Origin of the sequence: Nitrospirillum viridazoti CBAmc, from assembly GCF_000730165.1 — a bacterium.
Taxonomy (GTDB): domain Bacteria; phylum Pseudomonadota; class Alphaproteobacteria; order Azospirillales; family Azospirillaceae; genus Nitrospirillum; species Nitrospirillum viridazoti.
The window spans coordinates 1,480,279-1,506,393 of record NZ_CP022112.1 but is presented as its reverse complement, the minus strand read 5'-3'; the positions used below and the strand labels follow the sequence as shown (position 1 = coordinate 1,506,393).

Below are 26,115 nucleotides of genomic sequence, written 5' to 3'. Positions count from 1 at the left end.
GAAAGTTCGGGCCCAGGCTTAACCGCGAATGGTTTCAAGGCTATGACGGCTGACGCCCGGCGCGGGCCTTGGAGGGGCGGCCGCCGGGCCGATTCGACACCATGCCGGACGGCGGCTGACGCCAGCGGTGGTGGTGGGCCGGCGGGCAAACAATTTACAATAGATGCAGCCGGCCGGATCGCCGCGGAACGGACGGGCAGCCTGTTTGATGGCGGGGCCCGGCTTTCATCCATCAAAAATTTACGCATACTCTCCCCAAAACAGGGGCATACGAGTTGGGAGAGTTCCATGGTCAATCGTCGCCAGTTCCTGGCCGGCAGTTCCGCCGCCGTCGCCTTGTCCGCCGCGTTGCCCGCATGGGCGCAGAACTCCGACCCGTCCGGCGCCGGCGCCTCGCTGACGGCCCTGCTGGAAACCTTCTTCCAGGAGGATTTGCGGCGCCGGCCCGAGGCGGCGACCAACCTGGGCCTGGACACCGGAGATCTCGCGGGACTGCGCAGCCGTCTGGGCGACCGCTCGGCCGCCGGCCTGGCGGCCGAGCGTGAGGCCGCCGCCAGCCAGATGCGCCGCCTGGCGGGCATCGACCGCCGCAGCCTGAGCGGCATCGACGCCGTGAATTACGATTGCGTCGCTTACGTCCTGTCCAATCGGCTGGAAACCTACAAGCGCTTCGACTTCGGCCGGCCGGGCGAACGCTCCCCCTATGCCATCAGCCAGCTGACCGGCTGCTACCAGTCCACCCCCACCTTCCTGGACACCAAGCACCCCATTGCCACCCAGGACGATGCCGAGGCCTATCTTTCGCGGCTGGAGGCCTTCGCCACCGCGCTGGACCAGGATACGGAGCGTCTGGACCATGACCGGGGCGTCGGCGTGGTGGCGCCGGATTTCCTGCTGGACACGACCCTGACGCAGATGCGCGCCCTGCGCGTCGATGCGGACAAGTCGGACCTGGTATCATCCGTTGCCAAGCGCGCCAAGGCCAAGGGCATCGAGGGCGACTGGGCCGCCCGTGCCGCCGGCATCTACACATCCAAGGTGCTGCCCGCCCTGGACCGTCAGATCGCGGCGGTAGAGGCTGCGCGCAGGCAGGCGACGCACGACGCCGGCGTCTGGCACGTCAAGGACGGCGACGCCTGGTATGTCGACGGCCTGCGCGCCAACACCACCACCACCCTGTCGCCGGACGAGGTGCACAAGATCGGCCTGGACCAGGGCCGGGAGATCACCGCCCGCCTGGACGCCGTGCTGAAGGCGCAGGGCCTGACAAAGGGTACGGTGGGCCAGCGCATCAAGGCGCTGTACCAGGACCCCGCCTCCTTCTACCCGAAGACGGAGGAAGGCAAGGCCCAGCTGATCGCCGACCTGGGCGTGCGCTTGGCCGACGTGGTCAGCCACCTGCCCCAATACTTCTCCACCCTGCCCAAGGCCAAGGCGGAGGTGAAGCCGGTGCCGGCACAGATCGACGCCGGCGCGCCGCTGGCCTATTACCAGTCGCCCTCGCTGGACGGCAAGCGGCCGGCCACTATCTACTTCAATCTGCACGACACCGGCGAATGGCCCAAATGGGCGCTGCCCTCCACCCTTTACCATGAGGGCATCCCCGGCCATCACCTGCAGGTGGCCCTGGCGCAGGAGACGGCGGGCATTCCCCGCTACCGCTCCAACATGTTCTTCTCCGGCTACGGCGAGGGCTGGGCCCTGTATGCCGAGCAGCTGGCTGATGAGATGGGCATGTATGAGAAGGAACCCATGGGCCGCATCGGCCACCTGAAGTTCCTGCTGTTCCGCGCCGGCCGCTGCGTCATCGACACCGGCATGCACCACAAGCGGTGGACGCGGGAGCAGGCGGTCAAATACATGGTCGAGCTCACGGGCGATACCGAAAGCGCCATGACGCGGGAGACGGACCGCTACTGCGCCTGGCCGGGCCAGGCCTGCAGCTACAAGATCGGTCATACCATGTGGGTGCGCCTGCGCGACCAGGCTAAAAAGGAACTGGGGCCGAAGTTCGACATCCGCGAGTTCCATCATGCCGGTCTGTCCTCCGGCAGCATGCCGCTGGACGTGCTGTCCCTGGTCATCCAGGACTACATCAAGGCGCGCCAGGCGGCGTGAGCCCCAGGCGGCGTGAGCCAAGGAAGGGCGCCCGGCTTGCGCCGGGCGGCCCTTCCGGCTGGTTCAGTCGGCGGACGTCTCAGCCGGCACCGTCTCCGATCCGCCCAGCACCTTGAACAGGCTGACCCGGTTTTCCAGCAGCGACAGCTGCACGGCGATGCGGGTCTGCTGGGCGTTGTACAGGCTGCGCTGCGCGTCCAGCACGGTCAGGAAGCTGTCGATGCCGCGGTCGTAGCGCTTGGTCGACAGGTCGTAGGTCAGCTGGCTGGATTTCACCAGCGAGGTCTGGGCCGCCAGCTGGCGGTCCAGGGTGCCGCGCGCCGCCAGGGCGTCCGACACCTCGCGGAAGGCGGTCTGCACCGCCTTCTCGTAGCTGGCCACGTCGATGTCGCGATTGGCCTTGGCGATATCCAGGTTGGCCTGGTTCTTCCCGTTGTCGAAGATGGGCAGGCTGATGCTGGGGCCGAAGCTCCAGGCGCTGCTGCCCGGCGCGAACAGGTCGGTCAGGCCGGCGCTGGCGGTGCCGTAGCTGCCGGTCAGCGTGATCTGGGGGAAGAAGGCGGCGCGGGCGGCGCCGATGTTGGCGTTGGCCGCCTTCAGCGTGTGTTCCGCCTGGCGGATGTCCGGGCGGCGCAGCATCAGGTCGGCCGGCAAGCCCGCGGGCAGGTCACTCAGCACGTCCTGGTCGTCCAGGCTGGCGCCCTCGATCTCCGCCTCGCTCAGCGGCGCGCCCACCAGCAGTTCCAGGGCGTTGCGGTCCTGGGCCACCAGGCGGGTGTACTGCTCCAGATTGGCGCGGGCGGTGTCCACGGCCGTCTGCGACTGCGCCAGGTCCAGGGCCGAGCTGCTGCCCCGGTCGAACATGCGCTTGTTGCGGTCGTACGTCGCCTGCTGGGCCTTCAGCGTGTCCTGCGTCAGGGTCAGCAGCTGGCGATCCGACACCAAGGTCAGATAGGCGTTGGCCACCTCCGCAATCAGGGCCAGGCGGGTGCCCGCTGTGGCTTCCGTCGTCGCCAGATACTGTTCCAGCGCCTGCTGCGACAGGCTGTGCACCCGGCCGAACAGATCCAGCTCGTATGAGGTGACGCCCACCTGGACCTGGCTGGAATTGTAGGTGACGCCCTTGGTGCTGGACCCGGACGCGCCGGCGGATGCCCCTTGCGCCCCCAGGGCCGAGATGGGCGTGCGGGCGCGGGTGGTGCTGCCGCTCACGTTCAGTTGGGGCAGGGTGGCTGCGTCCTGGACGCGGTATGTCGCCCGCGCCACCTCGATGTTCAGCAGGGCCACGCGCAGGTCGCGGTTGTTGTCCAGCGACTTGGCGATCAGGGCCTGCAGCCGGGGGCCGCGGAACACGGCCTTCCAGCTATCGGGTCCCTGAAGGGGCGAGGGCTTGCCGGGCGCGTCCGCGGGTTCATAGGCCTGGCCGGTGGGCCAGGCGTTGGGAACCGGGCTTTGCGGCCGGCTATAGTCCGGCGCCAGGGAGCAGGCTGTGGTGAGCAGCAGGGCGGTGATGGCCGCGATGCGCTTGGGGGTCGAAAACACGGTCATCACGGATGTCCTGCGGTGTCGTGCCCCGGGGTGGCGGGAGCGGGCGTGCCCGAGGCGGGAGTGCCGGGGGCGGGCCGCTTGCCGAAGCGCCGGAGGACCGAGACGAAGAAGACGGGAACGAAGAAGATGGCGAGGAAGGTGGCCGACAGCATGCCGCCCATCACGCCCACACCGATGGCGTTCTGCCCGCCCGAGCCGGCGCCGTTGGCCACGGCCAGCGGCAGCACGCCTAGAATGAAGGCGAAGGACGTCATCAGGATTGGGCGCAGGCGCTGCTTGGCGGCGATGGTCACCGCGTCGATCAACTCGTGCCCGGCCTCATACTGTTCCTTGGCGAACTCCACGATCAGGATGGCGTTCTTGGCGGCCAGGCCGATGGTCGTCAGCAGGCCCACCTGGAAGTAGACGTCGTTGCTGAGACCCCGCAGCGTGGCCGCCAACACCGCGCCGATGACGCCCAGGGGCACCACCAGCATGACGGCGAAGGGGATGGACCAGCTTTCATACAGGGCCGCCAGGCAGAGGAAGACGATGGCCAGGGAGATGCCGTAGAGGGCGGGGGCCTGCGAGCCGGCCAGCCGTTCCTCGTACGACAGGCCCGTCCATTCGAAGCCGAAGCCCGTCGGCAGCTTGGCCGCCAGCTTTTCCATCTCCGCCATGGCCTGGCCGGTGGTGTGACCGGGGGCGGGCACGCCCTGGATGTCGCGCGACGACACGCCGTTGTAGCGCTCCAGCTGGGGCGAGCCGTATTCCCAATAGGCGTTGGTGAAGGTGGAGAAGGGCACCATCTGGTTGGCCGACCCGCGTACGTACCAGCGGTTGATGTCGCCGGGCAGCATGCGGAAGGGCGCGTCCGCCTGGGCGTAGACCTTTTTGACGCGACCCTTGTCGATGAAGTCGTTGACGTAGGCCGAGCCCCAGGCGGTGCTGAGCGTGGTGTTGATGTCGCTGATGGACAGGCCCAGCGCCTCCGCCTTGGTCTGGTCGACCTTGACGCGCAACTGCGGCACGTCCTCCAGCCCGTTGGGACGGACTTGCGCCAGGATGGGGTTTTGCGCCGCCATGCCCAGCAGCTGGTTGCGCGCGGCCATCAGCTTCTCATGGCCCAGGCTGGCCCGGTCCACCAGTTCGAAATCGAAGCCGGTGGCGTTGCCCAGTTCCAGCACGGCGGGCGGCGTCAGGGTGTAGATCGAGGCGTCGCGGTAGGCCGCCAGCTTCATCATGGCGCGCTGGGCGATGGCGCTGGCCCGCTGCTCCGGCTTGGACCGCTCCGACCAGTCGCGCAGGTTCACGAAGGCGAAGGCGGAGTTCTGGCCGCGGCCGGCGAAGCTGAAGCCCACCACAGTGAACAGGCCCTTCACGTTATCCTTTTCGTCCTCCAGGAAGTGCTTCTCCATGGCCTTGGCGGCGGCCAGGGTGCGCTCGGCGGTGGCGCCGGGCGGGGTGGATGCCTGGACGAACAGGAAGCCCTGGTCCTCGTCCGGCAGGAAGGCGGTGGGGAGGCGCACGAACAGCAGGACCAGCCCGACGACGATGACGCCATAGACCAGCAGATAGCGCAGCGTGCGCCGGCTGACATGGCCCACGGCGCGGCCGTAGGCCTCGCTGGTGCGGTTGAAGCCACGGTTGAACCAGCCGAAGGGGCCGCTCTCCACGCCGCCGCCGCCATGATGGGCGGCGGGCTTCAGCAGGGTGGCACACAGGGCCGGGGTCAGGATCAGGGCCACCAGCACCGACAGGCCCATGGCCGACACGATGGTCAGCGAGAACTGGCGGTAGATGGCGCCGGTGGAGCCGGAGAAGAACGCCATGGGCACGAACACGGCCGACAGCACCATGGCGATGCCCACCAGGGCGCCGGTGATCTGGCCCATGGACTTGCGCGTGGCCTCGCGGGGGGACAGCCCCTCTTCCGCCATCACGCGCTCCACGTTCTCCACCACCACGATGGCGTCGTCGACCAGCAGGCCGATGGCCAGCACCATGGCGAACATGGTCAGGGTATTGATGCTGAAGCCGCAGGCCGACAGCACGCCGAAGGTGCCCAGCAACACCACCGGGACGGCGATGGTGGGGATCAGCGTGGCCCGCCAGCTTTGCAGGAAGACGAACATGACGATGAAGACCAGAACGACGGCCTCGGCCAGCGTCTCGACCACATCATGGATGGACAGGCGCACGAACGGCGTCGTGTCGTAGGGGTAGGAGACCTCCAGGCCCTCGGGGAAGAAGGGCTTCATCTCGTCCAGCTTGGCGATGATGGCCTTTTCCACCTGCAGGGCGTTGGCCCCCGTGGTCAGCTTGATGGCCAGGCCGGCGGCCGGGTGGCCGTTGAAGCGGGCCGCGACCTCATAATTGTTGCTGCCCAGCTCCACCCGCGCCACGTCGCGCAGGCGCACCTGCGATCCGTCCTGGTTCACGCGCAGGATTATGTTGGAAAACTCCTCCGGCGTCTCCAGGCGGGTCTGGGCGATGATGGTGGCGTTCAGCTGCTGGCCCTTCACAGCGGGCAGGCCGCCCACCTGGCCGGCGGAAATGGCCTTGTTCTGCACGCCGATGGCGCTGGTCACGTCCGCCGCCGTCATCTGCACGGCGGCCAGCTTGTTCGGGTCCAGCCAGATACGCATGGCGTGCTGCGGCCCGAACAGGGTGATGTCGCCCACGCCGTCGACGCGGCTGATGGGGTCCTGCAGGTTGGACGCGACGAAGTCGCCGATTTCCGTTTCGCCCAGCTGGCCGCTGGGGGAATAGAAGGCCAGCACCATCAGGAAGTTCTTGGTGGCCTTGCTGACCTGCACGCCCTGCTGCTGCACCTCGGTGGGCAGCAGCGGTGTGGCCAACTGCAGCTTGTTCTGCACCTGCACCTGGGCGATGTCGGGATCGGCCTCGGGGTTGAAGGTCAGGGTGATGGTGACGTTGCCCGAGCTGTCGCTGGTGGAGGACATGTAGCGCAGATGATCGATGCCGTTCATCTTCTGCTCGATCACCTGGGTGACCGTGTCTTCCAGCGTCTTGGCCGAGGCGCCCGGATAGGTGGTGGTGATCGCCACCGACGGCGGGGCGATGCGGGGGAACTGCTCGATGGGCAGTGTGTTGATGGCCAGCGCGCCCGCCATCATGATGACGATGGCGATGACCCAGGCGAACACGGGCCTGTCGATGAAGAACTTGGACATGGGGATGGCCCTGCCTTACAGCGGCTGCGGGGTGGCGGGGGCGGCCGCCTTGGGCTGGGCCTCGTCCGCCTTGACGTCCGCGCCGGGGCGCAGGCGCTGCAGGCCTTCCACCACCACGCGGTCGCCGGCGTTCAGCCCGCCGGTCACCACCCACTTGTCGCCCTGGGCCTGGGTGGTGGTGACGGGACGGATGGCGGCCTTGTTGTCCTGGCCCACCACCCAGACGGTGGTGCTGCCGTCGCCGCCGCGCACCACGGCCTGCTGGGGCACCAGCATGGCCTGGTCGCGCACGCCCTCCTCCACCCGCGCCCGCACGAACAGGCCCGGCAGCAGTTCCGCCTTGGGGTTGGGCACGGTGGCGCGCAGGGTGACCATGCCGGTGGTCTGGTCCACGGTCACGTCGGCGAACTGCAGGCGGCCGGGCTCGCCATAAGGCTTGTCGCCCAGGCCGTCGATCAGCAGGCTGATGGGCGCGTCGCCCGCCGTGGCGCCCTTCACATGGCCGGCGGCGATCTCCTGCCGCAAGCGCATCAGGTCGACGCTGGACTGGGTGACGTCGACATACATCGGGTCCAGCTGCTGCACGGTGGCCAGCGCGGTGGTCTGGTCGGCGGTGACCAGGGCGCCCTCCGTCACGGTGGAGCGGCCGACGCGGCCGCTGATGGGGGAGTAGACGCGGGTGTAGTCCAGGTTGATCTGGGCCGTCTTGACCTGGGCCCGGGCGGCGTCCACCGCCGCCTGGTCGGTGGCCAGGTTGGCCGTGATGTCGTCGTAGTCCTGCTTGGACACGGCGTTGACCGTCACCAGGTCGCTGTAGCGCTCCGCCTTGGCCTTGACCGACTTCACGGTGGCCTCCGCCTGGGCCAGGCTGGCCTTGGCGCTGGCCAGCGCTGCCTCATAGGGGGTGGGGTCGATCTGATACAGCTGCTGGCCGGCCTTGACCTCGCCGCCCTCGGTGAACAGCCGCTTCAGGATGACGCCGCTGACCTGCGGGCGCACCTCCGCCACGCGGAAGGCCGAGGTGCGGCCGGTCAGCTCGGTCGACAGGGTCACGGGCTGTGGCGTCACGGTGACGACGCCCACCGAGACGGGCCCCTGCGGGGGTGGAGCCTGCTTTTTCTCGCCGCAACCGGCCAGCGCCACCGCCGCCACCGACAGCGTCGCCACCAAGGCCACCCTAGGAATAGTGAGCGTCATCAAATGCCTCTTCCACCGAAAGCCAGCCCCGGTCCCGTCAACCCGTCCAGATGGCGGCCAAAACGCGTTTCAGCCGGGACAACCTGGGGGTGGTAAGGGAACGGGGAAAAAGATAGGCAAGAGTGCAAGGAACGGAAGCCCCGCCCTTGCCTGATGACAATTACGTACTGTATCATACAGTACAGTCCTGTGACGGGCGTCACCGGGGCCTTTGATTAAGCTATGAAAAAACGATGACCACCCCCGCCCGCGCCTCCTTGCCCACCTTGACCGATATGTCCGATGCGCCGACCCAGGCGTCCCCGGCCGCTGATGCGGCGCCCGCCCCCAAGCTGGGCCGCCGGGCGGAGGCGCGGCGCATCGCCATGATGGACGCCGCGCTGAAGGTCTTCATGGAAAAGGGGTTCGAGCGTGCGACCCTGGGTGACATCGTGGCCCTGTCTGGCGGATCCCGCGCCACCCTCTATGAGCTGTTCGGCGGCAAGGAGGGGCTGTTCCTGGCGGTGCTGGAGGTGGTGACCGGGCACATCAGCCAGCTGATGAACGACATCGCCGAAAGCTGCGGACCGCCGGAAGAGGTGCTGCTTCAGTTCGGCACCTCGCTGCTGGAGGCATTGGTGCAGCCGGACGTCATGGCCATGAACCGCATCCTGGTGGCGGAGGGGCGGCTGTTCCCCGACCAGTTGGAGGGCTTCTTCCGCACCGGCCCCGACCAGTCGCGCGAGAAGGTGGCCAACTACCTGCGCCGGGCGGCGGACCAGGGACTGATCGTGGTGGATGACCCCATCACCGCCGCCCGCATCTTCTTCGGCATGGTCACGGCCGGGTATTCGTTCGAGGGCCAGATCAATCCGGCCCGCCTGGGCGACGCCGCCTATCGCCACACCTACGTCCAGCAGGTGGTGCACCTGTTCCTGCACGGCCTGTGCCCGCGCTGACGTTCCGTCGGTGGCGGGCGTCAGCCGTGCTGGCTGCGCTGGTTCAGCTGGATGAACAGGACCCCCAGGGCGGCGACGGCGGCGGCGAAGGGCGCGCCGATGATCCACACCATCAGGAAGACGTACTGCGAGACGTTCAGCAGCATCAGGACCAGGGCCAGGAGCACGATGGCGCCCAGGGCCGCGATGGCCATGGACCAGCTTACGATGGACAGGCAAGCCACCGTGGGGTCGCTGGTGTCGACGCTGACGATTTCCCCGTCGTCGGTCGGACTGTCACTGGCGCTGCTCATATCGCATCCAGTCGTTTTGTCTCCCGTCTATGAAGTTTATCACTCCCCTGCGTAGAATCCAGGGGCTGCCGGGCTATACCTGCGTATGGATGTAGGTATCCGGGGAAGGGTGGGGCGCGATCGGCCTTGGCGTTCCGGTACCGGACGCGGTAGTCATGGGGCGCAGTAGGCTCCGCGCCGTTCTTCAACCCCCTTGCCGATCCCTCGTGACCCGTGTCTGACACAGCTTCCGACGTCCCTCTCGCCCCCGGTCCGACCTCGGGTCCCGCCCTGACCGGCCGGGCGGCGGCCATGCGCATGCGGCTGATGCAGGCGGGGGCCGAACTGTTGGGCGAGGTGGGGATCGAGCGCATCTCCACCAACCAGGTGGCCAGCCGCGCCGGGGTGACGCCGCCCGTTTTCTACCGCCATTTCAAGGACAAGTACGACCTGCTGGCGGCCCTGGGCAGCACCCTGATGGAGGCCCAGAACGACATCCTCTATGAGTGGCTGGAGCGCAGCGCGCCCGCCGGTTTTGAAGAGCTGATGGGGGCCCACTACCAGTTCCTGCTGTCCACCATCCAGGCCACGGCCGAGATGCCGGGGGCGGTGTGGATCATGCGGGCACTGCGCGCCGTGCCCTCGCTGACCGCCGTCCGCCTGGCCTCGCACGAGATGGTCACCGACCGCATCTGCCGCGCCATGGGCCCGCTGTTGCCCGACATGGACCCGGCCGAATTGCGCCTGCGCACCCGCATCGCCGTGGACGCGGGCTACGCCGCCGTGGAGATGGCGCTGGACGACCCCAGCATGTCACCCGAAAGCGTTTGCCGCGCCCTGACCCAGATGTGGTTGGGCGGCCTGCGCCACGGAGTGTGAGGCCGCCCGGCACTCAATCTTTTATTTCGGCCCTTTATTTCGGCATGAAGCGCTCACGCATCAGGTTCATATAGGCTTCTTCCGACGTCTCGCGGCGGGCGGCGATCAGCGGCTTGATGTCGTCGGTCGCCACGTAACGCAGCTGGTTGGTGCCGTCGGTGGCGGCGGTGTAGATCACCTCCGCCACGCCGTCCGGCGTGGTGCCGGCCAGCGAATTGCGCCAGCCCTCGAAAAAGGCGTCCAGCTTGGCGACGAAGGGGCGGTAGTCGGCGAGATCGGCCTGGCCCCCCGCCTCCGTGCCGCTACGCGGGCCGAAGTTGGTGCTGGTGACGCCGCCCGGCTCAACCAGCTTCACCGTCACGCCCACGCTGGCCAGCTCGAAGGACAGGGCCTCGGAGTAGCCCTCCAGCGCGAACTTGCTGGCGCAGTACAGCGACATCAGGGGCAGGCCAAAGGCGCCCGCGCCGGAACTGATGTTGATGATGGTGCCGGCGCCGTTCGCGCGGAAATGGGGCAGGATGGCCCGGGTCACGTCCATCACGCCGAAGACGTTGACCTCGAACTGTTCGGTTATCTTGGCCACGGGCGTGGCCTCGAACACGCCGAACAGGCCGAAGCCGGCATTGTTCACCAGCGTGTCGATGCGGCCGAAGCGGCGCAGCCCAGCCTCGACGGCGGCGGCGATGCTGTCGCGGTCCTGCACGTCCAGGCGGACGACCTGCACGGTGTCCAGGGCGACCAGGCCGGGATCGCGCGCCGGGTCGCGCATGGTGGCGATGACGTTCCAGCCGCGCGCGGCGAACAGACGGGCGGCGGTCTCCCCGAAGCCGGAGGAACAGCCGGTGATCAGGACGGTCTTGGCCGGGGTGCTGGGGTTGGAGGGGCTCATGGTCTCTTTTCTCCGTGAAGCAGGGTTGAGACCGCTGATGTAATGCGCCGCCATTGGTGCAATAATCGGCGCAATCTTGCATGTGCCGATGAAGGACATTGTACAGTGACGGATCTGACGCTGCGGGAGTTGGCGGCCCTGGCGGCGGTGGCGGAACACCGCAGCTTCCGCGCGGCGGCGGCGGCCATCGGCGCCTCCCCCTCGTCGCTCAGCCATCGGGTCGCGGCCATGGAGCGGCAACTGGGCGTGCGCCTGTTCAATCGCACCACCCGCAGCGTGGCCCTGACCGAGGCGGGGGAGCATTTCCTGGCGCGGGTGATGCCGGCCACGCGCGAGATCGCCGACGCGGTGGAAACGGTGAACCGTTTCCGCGACACCCCCGCCGGCCTGCTGCGCCTCAATACCTCGGAGGAGGCCGCCGCGCGCATGCTGCCCCTGATCCTGGATTTCATGACCCGCTATCCGGACATGCGGGTCGATCTGGTGGCCGAGGGGCGCATGATCGACATCGTCGCCTCCGGCTTCGACGCCGGCTTCCGCGCCGCCGATACGGTGCCGGAGGATATGGTGGCCATCCCGTTGGGGGAGGAGGAGGGCTGGGCCGTCGTGGCCACGCCCGCCTATTTCCAGACGCACGGGCTGCCCCGCGTGCCGGCCGACCTGCTGCGCCACGACTGCATCCGCGCCCGCCTGCCCAGCGGCACCATCTACCGCTGGGAATTCGCCCCGCGCGGTGGTGAAGAGATCCGCATCGACGTGCCCGGCCGCCTGACCCTTGGCAGCCATACCTTGTGTCTGAACGCCGCCCGCGCCGGCGCCGGCATCGCCTATGTCAGCCTGCGCGACGTGGCGGCCGACCTGGCCGAGGGCCGCCTGGCCCGCGCGCTGGCCGACTGGACGCCGCCCTCGCCAGGCCTTGCGCTGTACTATCCCCGCCAGCGCCTGCCGTCGGCCGGGCTCAAGGCCTTCATCGACCATGCCAAGGCCTGGCGTTCGGCGGGCCGGGGGTATGCGTGATTCTTTTTAAACGGTTACCGGCCTATATAGCCGGTGTCGGCGCCTATCCCGGAGGCGCCCCTTGGATGTGGAACAGGTCATGGGTAAAGCGCAGATTATTTCAGTTCGCTTGCCAGCCGGGTCAGTTGGCCCGGCAGCCGGGCGCTGGGTGGCCATGGACATCGAGATGACCGGTTTCCGGCCGGTGGAGGGGCGCAGCATCATCGAGGTGTCGGCCGTCGCGGTTTCGCCGTCGGGCGCTGGCGGGTATGTGCGGGAGGCGTGCAGCTGGCGCATCAATCCGCGCTGCCCGCTCAACCCCATCGCCATCGGTGTGCACGGCGTTCGGGCGGAGGAACTCGCCGACTGTCCCGACTTCGCGGACGTGGCGGGCGATATCCTGGCCTTCATCGGTTCCGACCCGCTGGTGTTCCATGGTGCCGCCGGTGATGTCGCCCTGTTGAACCAGGAACTGGCGGTGGCCGGTCTTCCGCCTCTGGCCAATCCCGTGGTGTGTACCGAAAAATTGGCCCGCCGCCGCTGGCCGGCCGAACGCTCCCGCCTGCCCCTGGTGGCGGAGCGTGTGGGCGGCACGGCCCGGACGCGTCACAAAAGGCGGCGGCAGCAGGACGGCAGCGTCAGCGTCACCGGCGATTACCAACACAAGTCCCGGGCCGATGCCGAGATGACGGCGGACATCTGGCTGGCGCTGGGCGGCGCTGGCGGGGCGCTGGCCTGACGGGCTAATCGGCATGCAGCTGGGCCGCCGAGCGGTGCGGTATCGCGCCGCGTCTCCCCGATGTCAGCCGGAGTTATCTGATCAGCGACCTTGAGCTGCGGCAGCGCTCGGCGCGCGGTGCAGCGGCAGCCACAGGCTAAGGCGCGTGCCCATGGGACCGGAATGCCAGGTGATGGTGCCGCCCACGGCCTGGGCCCGGCGCTGCTGGTTCCGTAGGCCCCGGCCGGCGGATGTCTCCAGGGCCTTTTCCGTATCGAAGCCCCGCCCATCGTCCTCGATCGTGACGCGCACGCCGGCCACATCTCCTTGGGCGTTGGGCGCGGTGCCCAGCCGGATGCGTCGGGCATCGGCATGGTGCAGGGCGTTCGCGATGCCCTCCTGCAGGATGCGCAGGATATGCAACGCGCTGCCGGGATCCAGCCAGACAAGGGTCGGCAGATCCTGCACATCCCACACCAGGGCGATGCCCGATCCTTCCAGGCGCGGTTCCAGCCGATAGCGCAGCGAGGCCAGCAGCAGCAGCAGATCGGCGTCCACCGGTTCCATGGAATCGATGGCCAGCTTCAAATCGTCTAGGCAGCCCTTCAGGATTTGCGAGACCTCGGCGTCGTTCACGGCGCCCCGCTCGACGGAGCGGATGGCGCTGATCAGCGAGGCACCCACGCCGTCGTGCATGTCCTGCATCAGGCGCTGGCGCTCCTCACTGATGGTCTGGCGCCGTTCCACCTCGCGCAGGCGCTGGTGGCTGACCTCCAACTCGGCTTCGCGGACCCGCAGGCGTTCGGCCAAGTCGGCGTTGGCCCGTTGCATCCTGGCTATGGCGGCGCTGTAGCGCCGGTACAGGAGGATGCCGACAAGCACCAGGGCGACGACGTTGATGTAGGCCCCCAGGAACCAGCCATCGAGGCCCAGGCCGCTGGAATGCATCCATTGGTCGGCTACGCCCAGCATGACACAAACGCCGACACAGCTGACCACCATGCGCGTCGCGCTGAACCCGGGCCCGGCCTGCGTCATGTCCACAATGCTGACACTGGCCGCCATCGCCAGCGCCATGCCGTAGAGTGCGGGAATGAGGAAGGGTGCGCAGGATAGCACCGGTATCGGCCCCGCCGCCGGCACTGTCAGCAGGGTGACGGCGCCCGCCACCGTGGTCGCGGCCCCGGTCAGAATCGTGAACGGGGGACGCAACGCCGGACGCAGCAGAAAAAAATGAATGATCCCGATGAGCCAGAACAAGGTGCAGATCGTCAGCCAGGTAAACCAGCCGGTGACGAGGCCGGGGCTCAAGTAAAAGTGGAGGTGCGCGGTGAAGGAGATGACCGCCAAGCTGAAAAACAGCATATAGCCGAATGATCGCCGCCGTTGGAACCACACGCGCAGGGCATAGAACCCTGATCCCAGGAAAACGACATCCAAGGCCGCAGGCAGGTCACGCTGAAAAAATTCGCTCAAAGGGAGACGGCCGGGCGGCGCATGCCCCGGTTCCACGGCCAGGGAAAACAGGACGGTTCGCGCCACCTGTCCCCGCCCGTCCCAGCCGCCCATGGCGCCGATCAGGCTGACGACGGCCAGCGGCATCACCGACAATAGGATCGCCACGGCGCAGAGAAGGGAAGTGGGGCGGTATTTCATGCGAGCGATCACGCGGCGTCCCATCGGGGTTTCGGGTGCGGAGGATTATTGGTTCAGCGGGTCCAGCATCCTGGCCTCATAAATCGCTTCGGCCTTCGAGGTGACCTGGCGGCCCATTCAGCAGCGCCAGCCCATCGGCACACCAGTAATGGTATGGGGGTGATTGTATTGGGCAAGCAGATGGCTGTGTCACGCGATATCGGGGGAGTCCCCAATTGGCCAAACTATGGGTGCCGTGACAACCGCGACAAACCCCCTTGCCAGCCCTGCCATCTTTAGTTATCACTAACACTAGTTAGCGATGACTAACGCCGTGCCCGCGATAGACGGGCGGCGACGGGGAGTTTCATGGGCTTGGGCATCGGGTATTTTCCGAAACGGGCACGCATGCCCGCACTGATCCTGCTGGCTGCGCTGGCGGCGGGCCTGTCGGCCTGCGACCCGGCGCCCGAGGCGCCGCCCACGGCCGAGGCGCTGGCCGCGCGGCGCCCGGCAGGGGACCGCCTGGCCGGCCTGTATGAGGCCAGCTGCAAGGCCTGCCACGCCAATCCGGACTCCGGCGCCCCCTTGGCAGGCTACGCCACCGCGTGGAAGCCGCGCTGGGCCAAGGGGTCGGACACCTTGCTGAAACACACGCTGGAAGGCTTCAACGGCATGCCCGCGGGTGGCCAATGCTTCTCCTGCACCGCCGACGATTACCAGGCGCTGATCCGCTTCATGGCCGGGCAGGCGCCGGCCGCAAAAGCCAACTGAACGACAAGCCTTGATGGGGGAACGGACCGAACCATGCTGACACGGCGCACCCTGTTTCTGTTGATGGGCGGCACGGCGCTGGCCGCCGGTGGCGTGGCGGCTTCCCGCGTGGGCGTGCAGCCGGAACCGCCGGCCCCGCCCAGCGCCGACGCCGGCGGCCATCTGCTATGGCGCAACTGGTCCGGCATCCAGCACTCCTACCCCGCCAGCCGCGCGGCCCCGGCGGATGAGGGCGAACTGGCCGACCTGGTGCGCAAGAGCCCCGGCCCCATCCGCGCCGTGGGCGCCGGCCATTCCTTCATGCCCCTGGTGCCCACGTCCGGCACGCTGGTGACGCTGGACCGCATCGCCGGGCTGGATGGTCACGACGCGGAGGCGCTGACTGCCCATGTCCGGGCTGGCACCCGGCTGGCCGACCTGGGCCCGGCCCTGTCCGCCGTGGGCCAAGAGATGCCCAACCTGCCGGACATCAACAAGCAATCGCTGGCCGGCGCCCTGTCCACCGCCACCCACGGTACCGGCGTCAACCTCATGGCCCTGCACGGCAACGTCCAAGCCTTCCGTCTGGTCACCGCCGACGGCCAGGTGCTGGATTGCAGCCCTAGCCAGAACGCCGACCTGTTCGCCGCCGCCCGGGTGGGGCTGGGCGCCTTCGGCATCCTCACCCGGGTGACGCTGAAGAACAGCCCGGCGCAACGGGTGGAACGGCGGGTGTGGCTGCAGCCCGTGGAGCAGACCCTGGCGGAATGGCCCACCCTGCAGGCGGCCCACCGCAATGTGGAGTTCTACTACCTGCCTTTCACCGGCATGACCGCCGTCATTACCCATGACGAGACGGACGCGCCGGCGACGCCCCGGCCGCCCACCCAGGACAATGACGCGGTCATGAGCCTGAAGGCGCTGCGCGACTGGCTGGGCTGGTCCCCAGCCATCCGCCGCCGCGTGGCCAAGCATGTGCTGTCCGGCCTGGAACCGGAACGGGTGGTGGCGGAAAGCTGGCAGCTGCTGTCCAACGAGCGCCCCATCCGCTTCAACGAGATGGAATTCCACCTGCCGCGCGAGGCGCAGGTACAGGCGCTGAAGGACGTGATCGAGGCCATCGAGACCCGGCGGCACGATGTCTTCTTCCCCATCGAGGCGCGGGTGATCGCGCCCGACGACGCTTGGCTGTCGCCCTTCCACGATCGGCCGTCCGGCTCCATCGCCGTGCACGCCTATTACAAGGACGACTACCAGTTCCTGTTCGACGTGGTGGAACCCATCCTGCGGCGCCATGGCGGCCGGCCGCACTGGGGCAAGCTGAACACGCTGAAGACCGCCGATTTCATCGCCCTCTATCCCCGCTTCCGCGACGCCATGGACATGCGCCGCCAGGTCGACCCGGAGGGGCGCTTCCTCAACGACTATATGCGGGGGGTGTTCACCGATGCGTGATGACTATGGAAGGCGGCCCAGCCGTCGCGGCGTGCTGGCGGGCGGCATCGCCGGCGCCGCCGTCGTAGGGGCCGCCGCCCTGGCCTGGCCGGAGGGCGACCACGGCGGCGGGCACGACGCCTATTTCACCGGGCTGTCGGCCGCCCTGACCAAGGCGGGCGTGGCCCAGCCGGTGCTGGTGGTCGACACCACGCGGCTGGATGCCAACATCAAGGCGGTGGGTGATACGCTTGGGAAGGCGGGCAGCCAGGCCAAGGGCCTGCGCATCGTCGTCAAGTCGCTGCCCTGCCACGAGCTGATGGACCGGGTGGCGGCGGGCCTGAAGACCAAGCGCTACATGGTCTTCAACCAGCCCATGCTGGTGGAGATGGGCACCCACGTTCCCGATGCCGACCTGCTGATGGGCAAGCCCCTGCCGGTGGCCGCCGCTGCCGCCTATTACGACGCGCTGGGGGCGCAGGCCCCCGGCCCGCAATGGCTGATCGACACGCCGGAGCGTTTGGCCCAGTACACAGGCATGGCCAAGGCGCGCGGCGTGGCGCTGTCGGTGAATTTCGAGATCGACGTGGGCCTGCACCGGGGTGGCCTGACGGATCCCGCGGCGCTGGCCGCCATGCTGGCGGGCCTGGACCCGGCCGTCACCGCCCGCGGCCTCATGGGCTACGACCCCCATGTCGCCAAGATGCCCGGCGTGTTCGACATGCGTGGCAAGGCGCTGGCCCGGGCCAAGGACATCTACGCCCGCATGGCCGGGGTGTTGAAAGAGAAGGCGCCGCTGAAGGACGGGCAGGCGCCCCACACCTTCAACACGGCCGGCAGTCCCACCTATGCCCTGCACACCGACGACCCGGTGGCGACGGAGGTGGCGGTGGGCTCCGCCTTCGTGAAGCCCACGGATTTCGACATCGACACCCTGGCCCATCACCAGCCCGCCTGCTTCATCGCCACGCCGGTGCTGAAGGTGGCGGAGCCGGGGCTGGTCCCCGGGCTGGAAAGCCTGAGCGGCATCGCCGCTTTCTTCGACCCTAACACGGCCCGCGCCTTCTTCGTGCAGGGTGGCCACTGGCTGGCCAACCCGGTGTCGCCGCCGGGCCTGCAGCTCAGCGGCCTCTATGGCCGGTCCAGCAACCAGGAACGCTGGTCGGGCTCCCGCCGCGTGCCGCTGAAGCCGGACGACTGGGTGTTCCTGCGCCCTTCGCAGAGCGAGGCGGTGCTGCTGCAGTTCGGACCGCTGCTGGCTTATGACGGCGCCGCCATAACCGGGCGGTGGCCGGTGTTCGAGATGTCGGCCTGACCGAAAACGGCGGCCGAGCGCGTACCCCGGCGGGCACCGGGGCCAAGAAGAAAGAGTGCTAGGGCGGTTGCGCAACGACGGAACCAAAAACAGGGAGCCAACCATGATGCGGATAGGCAAGGCGGGTATCGGGTTCATGCTGCTGTCGGGCGTGGCGCTGGGTGCGCTGCAGGGCACCGCCCGGGCGCAGTCTGCGGCGCCGCCCGATACGGACGGCGTGTTGCAGGAAATCGTGGTCACGGCGCAGAAGCGGGCGGAAAACCTGCAGGACGTGCCGGTGGCCATCACCGCGCTGACGGCCGAGACGCTGGAGAAGACCGGCGTGCGCGACGTGCAGGATCTGCCCGCGCTGACGCCGGGCCTGCAGATCAAGACGTCGGACGCCAGCGCCAACCCCAAGGTCTTCATCCGCGGCGTGGGCCTGAACGACTTCAACGCCAACGCCGCCGGGGCCGTCGGCATCTATATGGACGGGGTCTTCGTCGCCTCCCCCCTGGCCCAGTTGGGCCAGTTTTTCGACCTTGAGCGGGTGGAGGTGCTGAAGGGACCCCAGGGGACCCTCTATGGCCGCAACACCACCGGTGGCGCCATCAACATCACGTCGCGTCAGCCGACCTTCGACACCACCAGCGACGGCAGCCTGGAATACGGCCGCTTCAATTCAGTGAAGGCGGAGGCCGGCGTGGGCGGCGCCATCGTCCCCGGCAAGCTGGCGGTGCGCCTGGCCGGCGTCTATGAACGCGACGACGGCGACACCTACAACCGCTACTACAACGACTATGTCAACGCCGTGAACCGCTGGGGCGGGCGCGCCAGCCTGCTGTTCACCCCCAGCGATGACCTCAGCGTCACGGTTCAGTTCCATGGCGGCCAGAACCGGGGCGACAGCCGGTATTTCCAGTCCCGGCCGCTGATCCCGCAGGATCCGTCCGTCGCGGGGCCCGATGGCCTGTGCGCCGCCGGCGCCTACGCCTCCGGTCTGTGCACCGACGCGCTGGGCTACGCCGACACCGACAACAACCCCTACGCCGGCGCCTACAACGTCAAGGGCCAGGACAAGGTGGACACCTGGGGCGCCTCCGTCAACGTGCGGTGGGACCTGGGCAAGGCCACCCTCTATTCCATCACCGGTTTCGACAGCGCCGAGCGCAACGACCTGGAGGACACCGACGCCAGCCCCAACAACCTGCTGACCAGCACCTACAAGGCCACGCAGCACGACGTATCCCAGGAACTGCGGGTGGAGGCGCCGCTGGGCGACCGGCTGCGGGCCGTGGCCGGCGCCTATTTCCTGCACGACTATCTGAACACCGCCAGCCAGTACGACATCCTGCGCGACCTGCGGCCCCTGTTCATCACCGACGACAACCCCACCGGCTTCTCGCTGGAAAACAACGTGGCCACGGTGGGCTATCCTTATACCCAGATCAGCGACAGCTACGCCGTCTTCGGCCAGGTGGATTACCAGCTGACGGACATGGTCACGCTGACCGGCGGCCTGCGCTATTCCCAGGACGACAAGGATTTCCGCTACCGCAGCACGGTGGAACAGGTGGTGGACGTGTTGAACTATGCCGCCTCCAAATCCTTCGACAGCGTGTCGGGCCGCGCCTCCATCCAGGTGAAGCCCACCGACGACGTCATGCTCTATGCCAGCTACAACCGCGGCTACAAAAGCGGCGGCTTCTTCGGCGGCTATACCCGCGACCCGGCCGACCTGGCGCCCTATGCCGACGAAACGCTGGACGCCTATGAGGTGGGCGCCAAGACCGAGCTGTGGAACAAGCGCCTGCGCCTGAACGCCGCCGGCTTCTATTACGACTACAGCAACCTGCAGGTCTTCCAGATCGTCACCCGCGACGGCGTCCCCACCCAGACCTTCAACAATGCCGCCAACGCCCGCCTCTACGGTGTGGACGCGGACGTGACCCTGGTGCCGCTGAAGGGGCTGGAGATCAGCCTGGGCGGCGAATACCTCAACAGCGAATACCAGAACTATGTCTCGGAGGGGGAGACCCTATCCGGCAACCGCCTGCCGTCCGCCCCGCGCTGGACCCTGTCCGGCCTGGTCAGCTATGACCAGCCGCTGGACGGCGCGGGCGGCAAGGACGCCGGCACGCTGAACGCCAGCGTCAACGTCAGCTATCGTTCCCTGGTCTATTTCGCCAGCCACAACCTGACCCGGCTCAGCCAGTCCGGCTATTGGCTGGGGGACGCGCGGCTGGGCTGGACCGCGCCCAACGGCACCATCAGCGTCGGCCTGTGGGTGCGCAACCTGTTCGACCAGACCTACATCATGGATATCAACAACCTGGACAGTTTCGGCCTGGATTCCATCAGCATGGGCTCACCCCGCCGCTTCGGTGGTTATTTGAGCTGGCATTTTTAAGGTTCCCCAGGCGCCGGCAGGCCCGTCCGGGCCTTTGGCTATCCTCTATTTCCAGTGCGCCGCGTTCCCCGGAAATCTGCGGGGGCCGGCGGTCACTGGCCTGCAGGAAAAAGTCAGAAGGGTGGAGGAAGAGAGAATGATGGCGGTGGAGCAGGGCGAGGACGGGGGCTTGGCGGCGGTGTCCCAGGCCTTCGACCGGCTGCGGGCGGCGGCGCGACAGGATCCCTACCCCTCGGCGGAGCGGCGGCGGGACCAGCTAAGGGCGTTGGAGCGGGCACTGGTCCGCCGGCAAGACGCCCTGGTCCAGGCGGTGGATGCCGACTTCGGCGGCCGCCTGGCGCACGAGACGCTGTTCGCCGAGATCTTCGTGTCGCTGGAAGGCCTGCGCCATGCCCGCCGCCACCTGGCGGGCTGGATGAAGCCCCGCCGCCGGTCCGTCCCCCTGACCCTGGGCCCCGGCCGCGCCTGGGTGCAGCCGCAGCCGGTGGGCGTGGTCGGGGTCATCGCCCCCTGGAACTACCCTTTGTTCCTGGCGCTGGGGCCCCTGACCGGAGCGCTGGCCGCCGGCAACCGCGTGCTGCTGAAACCCTCGGAACTCACCCCCCGCACCACGGCGCTGATCGCCGACATCGTGGCGGAGGCCGTGGGGGCTGACACCGCCATCGTCGTTTCCGGTGGAGCGGAGGTGGGGGCCCACTTCGGCCGGCTGCCCTTCGACCATATCCTGTTCACCGGGTCCACCCGCGTGGGGCGCCTGGTGATGAAGGCGGCGGCGGAGAATCTGACGCCCGTCACCCTGGAACTGGGCGGCAAGTCGCCGGCCCTGGTGCTGCCGGACGCCGACCTGGCGTCGGCCGCCACCGACATCGCCTATGGCAAGTTCACCAACGCCGGCCAGACCTGCGTGGCGCCCGACTACGCCCTGGTGCCCCGATCCCGGATGCAGGACTTCGCAACGGAACTGGGCAAGGCCGTACCCGGCTATTTCCCGGCGGAAGGGGGCGCCAGCGCCATGTCCGCCGTTTTCGGCGGGGCGGGCCGCGCCCGCATGGCGGCGCTGGTGGCGGAGGCCAAGGGCCGGGGGGCCGTGGTGCGGGAACTGGGCCCGCCCGTGCCGGGCCTGGACATGGGCCCCGCCGTGGTGCTGGACCCGCCCGAGGACATCGCCCTGCAGCGGGAGGAGATCTTCGGCCCCATCCTGCCCATCGTGCCCTATGACGATGTCGGCCAGGCGCTGGACTATGTGCGTGACCGGCCCCGGCCGCTGGCCTTCTATCTGTTCGGGCGTGACCGCGCCCTGATCGACCGGGCGCTGGAGACCACCGCCGCCGGCGGCGTGGTGGTCAACGACACCCTGATCCATGTGGCGGTGGAGGATCTGCCCTTCGGCGGCATCGGCCCCAGCGGCATGGGCCGCTATCACGGCCGCGACGGCTTCGACACCTTCAGCCACCTCAAGGCGGTGTTCGACCGCAAGGGCCCCCGCCTGGACCGGCTGGCCCGGCCGCCGCTGAAACCCCTGCACCGCTGGCTGACCAAACTGTTGATCGGCGGGTAGGGCGCTGGCGTCGGCGGCATCCGCATCCTATCTTCGGGGGCATGCTGAGAAGGGTGCCCCAAATCCGCGCGTGCGTCGCCTTCGCCCTGCTGGGCCTGCTACTGCCGTCCGCTGTCGCGCGGGCGGACGAGTGGGACTATGCGCGCTCCGCCGGGCCCATCATCGGGCAGGCCAAGGCCTGCGGTGTCACGGTGGCGCGCACCAACCATGCCTCCGACCAGGTGCGGGAACTCCTGGACCTGACGGCGCCCAACGCGGATGAGCGGCGCAAGGTAGGCGAGATGTTCGAGTTTCTGGTGAACACTGCCGTCACCATGCAGACCCAGGCGCCCAACCGGGATGAGTGTCCCGAGGCGCTGGTCACCTTCGCCGACCTGGAACGGCGCCTGCCCCTGTGGCGGGAGATGCTGCCGCCGCGCAAGCCCTGACCGAATAATTCCCGAATGGATCATCGCTTGCAGGGATGCGATGCATTACTGCAAGCGCGTGTGGCTAATTTAACTCCAATCGGTCAAACGGCTATCTTCAGATAATCGGGCGCATTTTTTTCGAGAGAAATGCGACGGACTCCAGATCCACTTGCGTGCAACGCGCGGCGGGGGGTCTCAACGGGGCCGATCCCCCGATATTTCCCATCAGACCCCGACGACGGAGAGTGTTCATGTCGATCTCTTCTGTGTCGTCGTCTACCACCGCTGCGTATACGACGAGCACCAGCGGCACGGCTCAGTCCGCGAAGTCGACCCTCAAGGACGACTTCAAGGCCTTGAGCGACGCGCTGTCTTCCGGTGACCTGGATACGGCCAAGTCGGCCTATGATACCCTGAGCAAGGATTTGCAGGCCAACGCGCCCGCCAACTCCTCGTCCTCTTCCAGCGGCGGCAACCCGCTGAAGGACGCCTTGGACAAGGTGGGAACGGCCCTGCAGAACGGTGATGTGTCGGGGGCGCAAAGCGCCTTCGCCGACATCAAGTCCCACGGGGGCGACCGCCATGGCCCGCCGCCGGGCCCGCCCCCGGGCGGGGATGCCGGTGGCCAGGGTGGCGGCAACGGCCAGGCGTCGGCCGTGCGTTCCGCTTTCTCCAGCCTGTCGGACGCCTTGTCCTCCGGCGACCAATCCAGCGCCCAGTCCGCCTACAGCAGCCTGACCCAGCTTCTGGGCAGCAGCTCGACCGACAGCACGGACGGCAGCAGCACGTCCTCGTCGACCAGCAGCAGCACCAGCGACAGCAGCAATCCGCTGAAAGGCCTGCTCAGCCAGATCGGCAGTTCACTGAACAGCGGCGACGTGTCGTCGGCGGCCAGCCTGCTGTCTTCCTTCACCCAGCAGACGGGCGCGGGACAGTCGGTGAACGTGACGGCCTGACAGATGGCCTGATGTACGGATTGAGGGCGGCGAACCGCTCCGATCATGCCTGAACCGGTGGGCGCCGGGGCCGTGGCAACGGCCTCGACCTCCCGTACCGGGACATCAGGCTCCCCGGCTCGACTGGGCCAGGGGCAGGATCGCCTCCAGCCCACCGGGTCCCACGCTCAGCGTTTCGGTGCGGTTGCGGCCCGTGTCCTTGGCGCGGTACAGCGCCTGGTCGGCCGCCGTCACCAGCTCCTCCCATACATGGCCGTCGGCCCCCAGCGTGGCGACACCGATGCTGACGGTGCAGCGCACCGCCCCCTGCGGCCGGTCCAGGGTGGCGGTCGCCACCTGCTGGCGCACCCGCTCCGCCACCGCCCAGGCATCCTCCAGCCCGGTTTCGGGCAGCAGGGCCATGAACTCCTCCCCGCCCACCCGGGCCAGAATGTCGCTGCGCCGCAGCTCATGCGTCAAGCAATCCGCCACGGCCACCAGCAGGGCGTCGCCGGTGCCGTGGCCCCAGCGATCGTTCACCGCCTTGAAATGGTCGATGTCGATCATCAGCAGCGACAGCGCCCGGTGGTGGCGCAGGGCGCGCGACACTTCCATCTCGCCCGCCGCCCACATCACCCGCCGGTTGGCCACGCCGGTCAAGGGGTCTTGCCGCGCCTGCTGCATCAGTTCGGAATCCAGGCGCCGGCTGATCATCCACAGATAGCCGTTGGTGACGGTGGTGGTGACGCAGATGATGACCAGGCGGGTCGCCACCTTCATGGCGTGGGGTTCCTGGGCCGTGCCCTGCCAGTCGATCACCAGGGCCCACCCGGCGCGGGCCAGGGCCAGCAGCGCCCACGCGGCATAGAGGGCGGCGGTGACGGTGGTGGCTGGGCACAGATCCCGCTCCGCATGGCGCACCAGGTGCCAGGCCATGGCGGCGGAAAGGGCGGCGAAGAACAGGCTGCTGACCAGGATGCGCCCCCGGTTTTCCGGCGCGCCCACGGTGAACCACAGGAACATGGCCGCCAGCAGCACGCCGACCGCCAGCATGGGCCACGTCTCATGCGCCGGCCGGCCCAGGAAGCGGACCACGCCGATATAGGCCAGGCCATAGCCTGTGAAGATCAGGAATTGGCTGGACAGCAGGGTCAGCCAAGGCGGCAGCCAGTCCAGCTGGTTGCTCAGGGCCAGGCCGGCCGCCTGGGCGAAGCCGGATGCCGCCCAATAGGTCAGGCCCGCCTGGCGGGGCAGGGACAGGGCCGCCATCGACAGGCAGAGCGCCGCCACGGTCTGCAGCAGCGTGTTGACGACCAGCAGGCTGGGGATGTCCAGGTCCACCGACGTACCCTTCCCACCCGGGGATGGTCCCGGCCGATGCCGGGGCCTAAGCATGCCCTGAAGGATACGAAAGGTTCGTTCCACCTACAATGGTACGAACATGCCGCCAGGCCAAATCTTCCGGTTAGGTCAATGGCTTAAGGGTTCGGTGGTTCATATGTGGTTTACGCTTCTCCCTCTCCCGCCCATACCACCCGGGATGCGGCCGGTGCCCCCCCGGCACCAGCCGCCCGGCGGCTCAGGCGGCCGCCAGCGTCAGGCCGGACAACGCCGCCAGCATCTCCAGGCTCATGCCCTGGCACAGCTCGCGCACGGCGAAGCCGTCAGCCGTCACGTCCAGCACCGCCAGGTCGGTATAGACGCGGGTGACGCAGCCCAGCCCGGTCAGGGGATAGCTGCAGCGGTGTACCAGCTTGGACTGCCCGTCCTTGGTCAGGTGCTCCATCATCACGAAGACCTGGCGGGCGCCCACGGCCAGGTCCATGGCCCCGCCCACGGCCGGGATGGCGCCGGGCTTACCGGTGGACCAGTTGGCAATGTCGCCGTTCTCCGCCACCTGGAAGGCGCCCAGGATGGCGATGTCCAGATGCCCGCCGCGCATCATGGCGAAAGACAGGCTGTGGTCGAAGAACGCGCCGCCGTCCAGCAGGGTCACCGGCTGCTTGCCAGCGTTGATCAGGTCCGGATCCACGGCGTCGGCGGCGGGCCTGGGGCCCATGCCCAGGATGCCGTTCTCGCTGTGCAGCAGGATTTCCTTGTTGGGCGACAGGTGGTTGGCCACCAGCTCGGGCATGCCGATGCCGATATTGACGACGGCACCGTCCTCGATGTCGTTGGCGATGCGGGCGGCCATCTGGTCGCGGGTCCAGGCGATGTAGCTCGGGGTCTGGGTCATGATCTGGCTCCTTGACCTCAGGCGGCAGCGCGGGCGGACTTGCCCACGGCCACCACGCGGCTGACGAATATTCCGGGCAGGACGACGGTTTCCGGGTCCAGCGTGCCCAGCTCCACGATCTCCTCCACCTGTGCCACCGACACCTTGGCGGCGGACGCCATGATGGGGCCGAAGTTGCGGGCAGTCTTACGGAAGACCATGTTGCCCCAGCGGTCGGCCAGCCGGCCCTTGATCAGGGCCACGTCGGCGTGAATCGGGTATTCCAGGACATAGCCTTTGCCGTCGATGACGCGCGTCTCCTTGCCCTCGGCCAGCGGCGTGCCGTAGCCGGTGGGGGTGAAGAAGCCGCCGATGCCGGCACCGGCCGCGCGGATGCGCTCCACCAGGTTGCCCTGGGGCACCAGCTCTAGTTCCACCTTGCCGGCGCGGTACAGCTCGTCGAAGACGAAGCTGTCGGTCTGGCGGGGGAAGGAACAGATGACCTTGCGCACCCGCCCCGCCGCCAGCAGGGCCGCTAGGCCGGTGGTGCCGTTGCCGGCGTTGTTGCTGACGATCGTCAGATCCTTCGCACCCTGCTGGATCAGGGCGTCCACCAATTCCATGGGCATGCCGGCGTTGCCGAAGCCGCCCACCATGATGGTGGCGCCATCGCGGACGTCGGCAAGCGCGTCCAGGGCTGAAGTACGAACTTTGGATAACATCGGTTCTTATTCCTCAAG

General features: G+C 68.1%; 21 protein-coding genes. 12 read left to right on the top strand and 9 right to left on the bottom strand.

What is annotated here, in order from left to right; all coding sequences use genetic code 11:
• The first annotated feature begins 288 nt into the window (after window positions 1–288).
• Complete coding sequence (locus tag Y958_RS27960; protein ID WP_088875098.1) at window positions 289–2,118, top strand: DUF885 domain-containing protein; 1,830 nt, start codon at window positions 289–291, stop codon at window positions 2,116–2,118.
• 63 nt (window positions 2,119–2,181) lie between these two features.
• Here the strand turns inward: Y958_RS27960 and Y958_RS27955 are convergent, their stop codons facing one another.
• From Y958_RS27955 to Y958_RS27945, 3 genes are read right to left on the bottom strand one after another with little or no spacing between them, the layout of a single operon-like run.
• On the bottom strand, window positions 2,182–3,666 hold the full coding sequence (locus tag Y958_RS27955; protein ID WP_145727715.1) for an efflux transporter outer membrane subunit: 1,485 nt from the start codon (window positions 3,664–3,666) through the stop codon (window positions 2,182–2,184).
• Window positions 3,666–6,842 carry an efflux RND transporter permease subunit gene (locus Y958_RS27950; RefSeq protein ID WP_088875096.1) on the bottom strand — a complete coding sequence of 1,059 codons (3,177 nt, stop codon included), beginning with the start codon at window positions 6,840–6,842 and terminating at the stop codon, window positions 3,666–3,668. Before Y958_RS27950 ends, Y958_RS27955 begins: the two co-directional genes overlap by 1 nt.
• A 15-nt stretch (window positions 6,843–6,857) precedes the next feature.
• Complete coding sequence (locus tag Y958_RS27945) at window positions 6,858–8,039, bottom strand: efflux RND transporter periplasmic adaptor subunit (RefSeq protein ID WP_145727716.1); 1,182 nt, start codon at window positions 8,037–8,039, stop codon at window positions 6,858–6,860.
• A 233-nt stretch (window positions 8,040–8,272) separates the two neighbouring features.
• Here Y958_RS27945 and Y958_RS27940 point away from each other — a divergent pair, with 233 nt between their 5' ends.
• Window positions 8,273–8,977, top strand: coding sequence for a TetR/AcrR family transcriptional regulator (locus Y958_RS27940; RefSeq protein WP_088875094.1), 705 nt, complete (start codon window positions 8,273–8,275; stop codon window positions 8,975–8,977).
• Between the two features lie 20 nt (window positions 8,978–8,997).
• Here Y958_RS27940 and Y958_RS27935 read toward each other — a convergent pair whose 3' ends face one another.
• Window positions 8,998–9,270: a hypothetical protein gene (locus Y958_RS27935; protein ID WP_088875093.1), complete on the bottom strand. Its 273-nt coding sequence runs from the start codon at window positions 9,268–9,270 to the stop codon at window positions 8,998–9,000.
• Between the two features lie 213 nt (window positions 9,271–9,483).
• Here Y958_RS27935 and Y958_RS27930 point away from each other — a divergent pair, with 213 nt between their 5' ends.
• On the top strand, window positions 9,484–10,128 hold the full coding sequence (locus Y958_RS27930; protein ID WP_145727717.1) for a TetR/AcrR family transcriptional regulator: 645 nt from the start codon (window positions 9,484–9,486) through the stop codon (window positions 10,126–10,128).
• Window positions 10,129–10,162: 34 nt separating this feature from the next.
• Here Y958_RS27930 and Y958_RS27925 read toward each other — a convergent pair whose 3' ends face one another.
• On the bottom strand, window positions 10,163–11,017 hold the full coding sequence (locus tag Y958_RS27925; RefSeq protein ID WP_088875091.1) for an SDR family oxidoreductase: 855 nt from the start codon (window positions 11,015–11,017) through the stop codon (window positions 10,163–10,165).
• Window positions 11,018–11,122: 105 nt separating this feature from the next.
• Here Y958_RS27925 and Y958_RS27920 point away from each other — a divergent pair, with 105 nt between their 5' ends.
• Together Y958_RS27920 and Y958_RS27915 are read left to right on the top strand one after the other, a co-directional pair.
• Window positions 11,123–12,034 carry a LysR family transcriptional regulator gene (locus Y958_RS27920; RefSeq protein WP_244909635.1) on the top strand — a complete coding sequence of 304 codons (912 nt, stop codon included), beginning with the start codon at window positions 11,123–11,125 and terminating at the stop codon, window positions 12,032–12,034.
• Window positions 12,035–12,188: 154 nt separating this feature from the next.
• On the top strand, window positions 12,189–12,752 hold the full coding sequence (locus Y958_RS27915) for a 3'-5' exonuclease (protein WP_186291541.1): 564 nt from the start codon (window positions 12,189–12,191) through the stop codon (window positions 12,750–12,752).
• 81 nt (window positions 12,753–12,833) lie between these two features.
• Here Y958_RS27915 and Y958_RS27910 read toward each other — a convergent pair whose 3' ends face one another.
• Window positions 12,834–14,387: a sensor histidine kinase gene (locus Y958_RS27910; protein WP_145727719.1), complete on the bottom strand. Its 1,554-nt coding sequence runs from the start codon at window positions 14,385–14,387 to the stop codon at window positions 12,834–12,836.
• Window positions 14,388–14,774: 387 nt separating this feature from the next.
• On the opposite strand from Y958_RS27910, the gene Y958_RS27905 reads away from it, so the two are divergent.
• The 7 genes from Y958_RS27905 to Y958_RS27875 all read left to right on the top strand — a co-directional run bounded on the left by Y958_RS27905 (window position 14,775) and on the right by Y958_RS27875 (window position 23,181).
• Window positions 14,775–15,140 (top strand): c-type cytochrome, encoded by a 366-nt coding sequence (locus Y958_RS27905; protein WP_088875087.1) that lies wholly within the window; start codon window positions 14,775–14,777, stop codon window positions 15,138–15,140.
• Window positions 15,141–15,173: 33 nt separating this feature from the next.
• The gene (locus Y958_RS27900; RefSeq protein ID WP_088875086.1) at window positions 15,174–16,574 is read left to right on the top strand and encodes a D-arabinono-1,4-lactone oxidase; all 1,401 of its coding nucleotides are present in this window, start codon (window positions 15,174–15,176) and stop codon (window positions 16,572–16,574) included.
• Complete coding sequence (locus Y958_RS27895; protein ID WP_088875085.1) at window positions 16,567–17,868, top strand: alanine racemase; 1,302 nt, start codon at window positions 16,567–16,569, stop codon at window positions 17,866–17,868. The genes Y958_RS27900 and Y958_RS27895 overlap by 8 nt, the downstream gene beginning before the upstream one ends.
• Window positions 17,869–17,971: 103 nt before the next feature.
• Window positions 17,972–20,257, top strand: coding sequence for a TonB-dependent receptor (locus Y958_RS27890; protein WP_211098743.1), 2,286 nt, complete (start codon window positions 17,972–17,974; stop codon window positions 20,255–20,257).
• Between the two features lie 136 nt (window positions 20,258–20,393).
• Window positions 20,394–21,815 carry a coniferyl aldehyde dehydrogenase gene (locus Y958_RS27885; protein ID WP_088875084.1) on the top strand — a complete coding sequence of 474 codons (1,422 nt, stop codon included), beginning with the start codon at window positions 20,394–20,396 and terminating at the stop codon, window positions 21,813–21,815.
• 53 nt (window positions 21,816–21,868) lie between these two features.
• Window positions 21,869–22,243: a hypothetical protein gene (locus Y958_RS27880; protein ID WP_088875083.1), complete on the top strand. Its 375-nt coding sequence runs from the start codon at window positions 21,869–21,871 to the stop codon at window positions 22,241–22,243.
• Window positions 22,244–22,476: 233 nt separating this feature from the next.
• Window positions 22,477–23,181: a hypothetical protein gene (locus tag Y958_RS27875; RefSeq protein ID WP_145727720.1), complete on the top strand. Its 705-nt coding sequence runs from the start codon at window positions 22,477–22,479 to the stop codon at window positions 23,179–23,181.
• 105 nt (window positions 23,182–23,286) lie between these two features.
• Here the strand turns inward: Y958_RS27875 and Y958_RS27870 are convergent, their stop codons facing one another.
• The 3 genes from Y958_RS27870 to Y958_RS27860 form a co-directional block, all read right to left on the bottom strand.
• Window positions 23,287–24,501 carry a GGDEF domain-containing protein gene (locus Y958_RS27870; RefSeq protein ID WP_186291540.1) on the bottom strand — a complete coding sequence of 405 codons (1,215 nt, stop codon included), beginning with the start codon at window positions 24,499–24,501 and terminating at the stop codon, window positions 23,287–23,289.
• A gap of 238 nt (window positions 24,502–24,739) precedes the next feature.
• Window positions 24,740–25,396, bottom strand: a complete 657-nt coding sequence (locus Y958_RS27865) for a 3-oxoacid CoA-transferase subunit B (protein ID WP_088875080.1) — start codon at window positions 25,394–25,396, stop codon at window positions 24,740–24,742.
• 17 nt (window positions 25,397–25,413) lie between these two features.
• Window positions 25,414–26,097, bottom strand: coding sequence for a 3-oxoacid CoA-transferase subunit A (locus tag Y958_RS27860; protein WP_088875079.1), 684 nt, complete (start codon window positions 26,095–26,097; stop codon window positions 25,414–25,416).
• Window positions 26,098–26,115 lie beyond the last annotated feature (18 nt).

Excerpts from the sequence above, each read along its gene's own strand:
- Y958_RS27960 (WP_088875098.1), top strand. The coding sequence starts at position 289 with ATGGTCAATCGTCGCCAGTTCCTGGCCGGCAGTTCCGCCGCCGTCGCC.
- Y958_RS27955 (WP_145727715.1), bottom strand. The coding sequence starts at position 3,666 with ATGACCGTGTTTTCGACCCCCAAGCGCATCGCGGCCATCACCGCCCTG.
- Y958_RS27950 (WP_088875096.1), bottom strand. The coding sequence starts at position 6,842 with ATGTCCAAGTTCTTCATCGACAGGCCCGTGTTCGCCTGGGTCATCGCC.
- Y958_RS27945 (WP_145727716.1), bottom strand. The coding sequence starts at position 8,039 with ATGACGCTCACTATTCCTAGGGTGGCCTTGGTGGCGACGCTGTCGGTG.
- Y958_RS27940 (WP_088875094.1), top strand. The coding sequence starts at position 8,273 with ATGACCACCCCCGCCCGCGCCTCCTTGCCCACCTTGACCGATATGTCC.
- Y958_RS27935 (WP_088875093.1), bottom strand. The coding sequence starts at position 9,270 with ATGAGCAGCGCCAGTGACAGTCCGACCGACGACGGGGAAATCGTCAGC.
- Y958_RS27925 (WP_088875091.1), bottom strand. The coding sequence starts at position 11,017 with ATGAGCCCCTCCAACCCCAGCACCCCGGCCAAGACCGTCCTGATCACC.
- Y958_RS27915 (WP_186291541.1), top strand. The coding sequence starts at position 12,189 with ATGGACATCGAGATGACCGGTTTCCGGCCGGTGGAGGGGCGCAGCATC.
- Y958_RS27910 (WP_145727719.1), bottom strand. The coding sequence starts at position 14,387 with ATGAAATACCGCCCCACTTCCCTTCTCTGCGCCGTGGCGATCCTATTG.
- Y958_RS27905 (WP_088875087.1), top strand. The coding sequence starts at position 14,775 with ATGCCCGCACTGATCCTGCTGGCTGCGCTGGCGGCGGGCCTGTCGGCC.
- Y958_RS27900 (WP_088875086.1), top strand. The coding sequence starts at position 15,174 with ATGCTGACACGGCGCACCCTGTTTCTGTTGATGGGCGGCACGGCGCTG.
- Y958_RS27895 (WP_088875085.1), top strand. The coding sequence starts at position 16,567 with ATGCGTGATGACTATGGAAGGCGGCCCAGCCGTCGCGGCGTGCTGGCG.
- Y958_RS27890 (WP_211098743.1), top strand. The coding sequence starts at position 17,972 with ATGATGCGGATAGGCAAGGCGGGTATCGGGTTCATGCTGCTGTCGGGC.
- Y958_RS27885 (WP_088875084.1), top strand. The coding sequence starts at position 20,394 with ATGATGGCGGTGGAGCAGGGCGAGGACGGGGGCTTGGCGGCGGTGTCC.
- Y958_RS27875 (WP_145727720.1), top strand. The coding sequence starts at position 22,477 with ATGTCGATCTCTTCTGTGTCGTCGTCTACCACCGCTGCGTATACGACG.
- Y958_RS27865 (WP_088875080.1), bottom strand. The coding sequence starts at position 25,396 with ATGACCCAGACCCCGAGCTACATCGCCTGGACCCGCGACCAGATGGCC.
- Y958_RS27860 (WP_088875079.1), bottom strand. The coding sequence starts at position 26,097 with ATGTTATCCAAAGTTCGTACTTCAGCCCTGGACGCGCTTGCCGACGTC.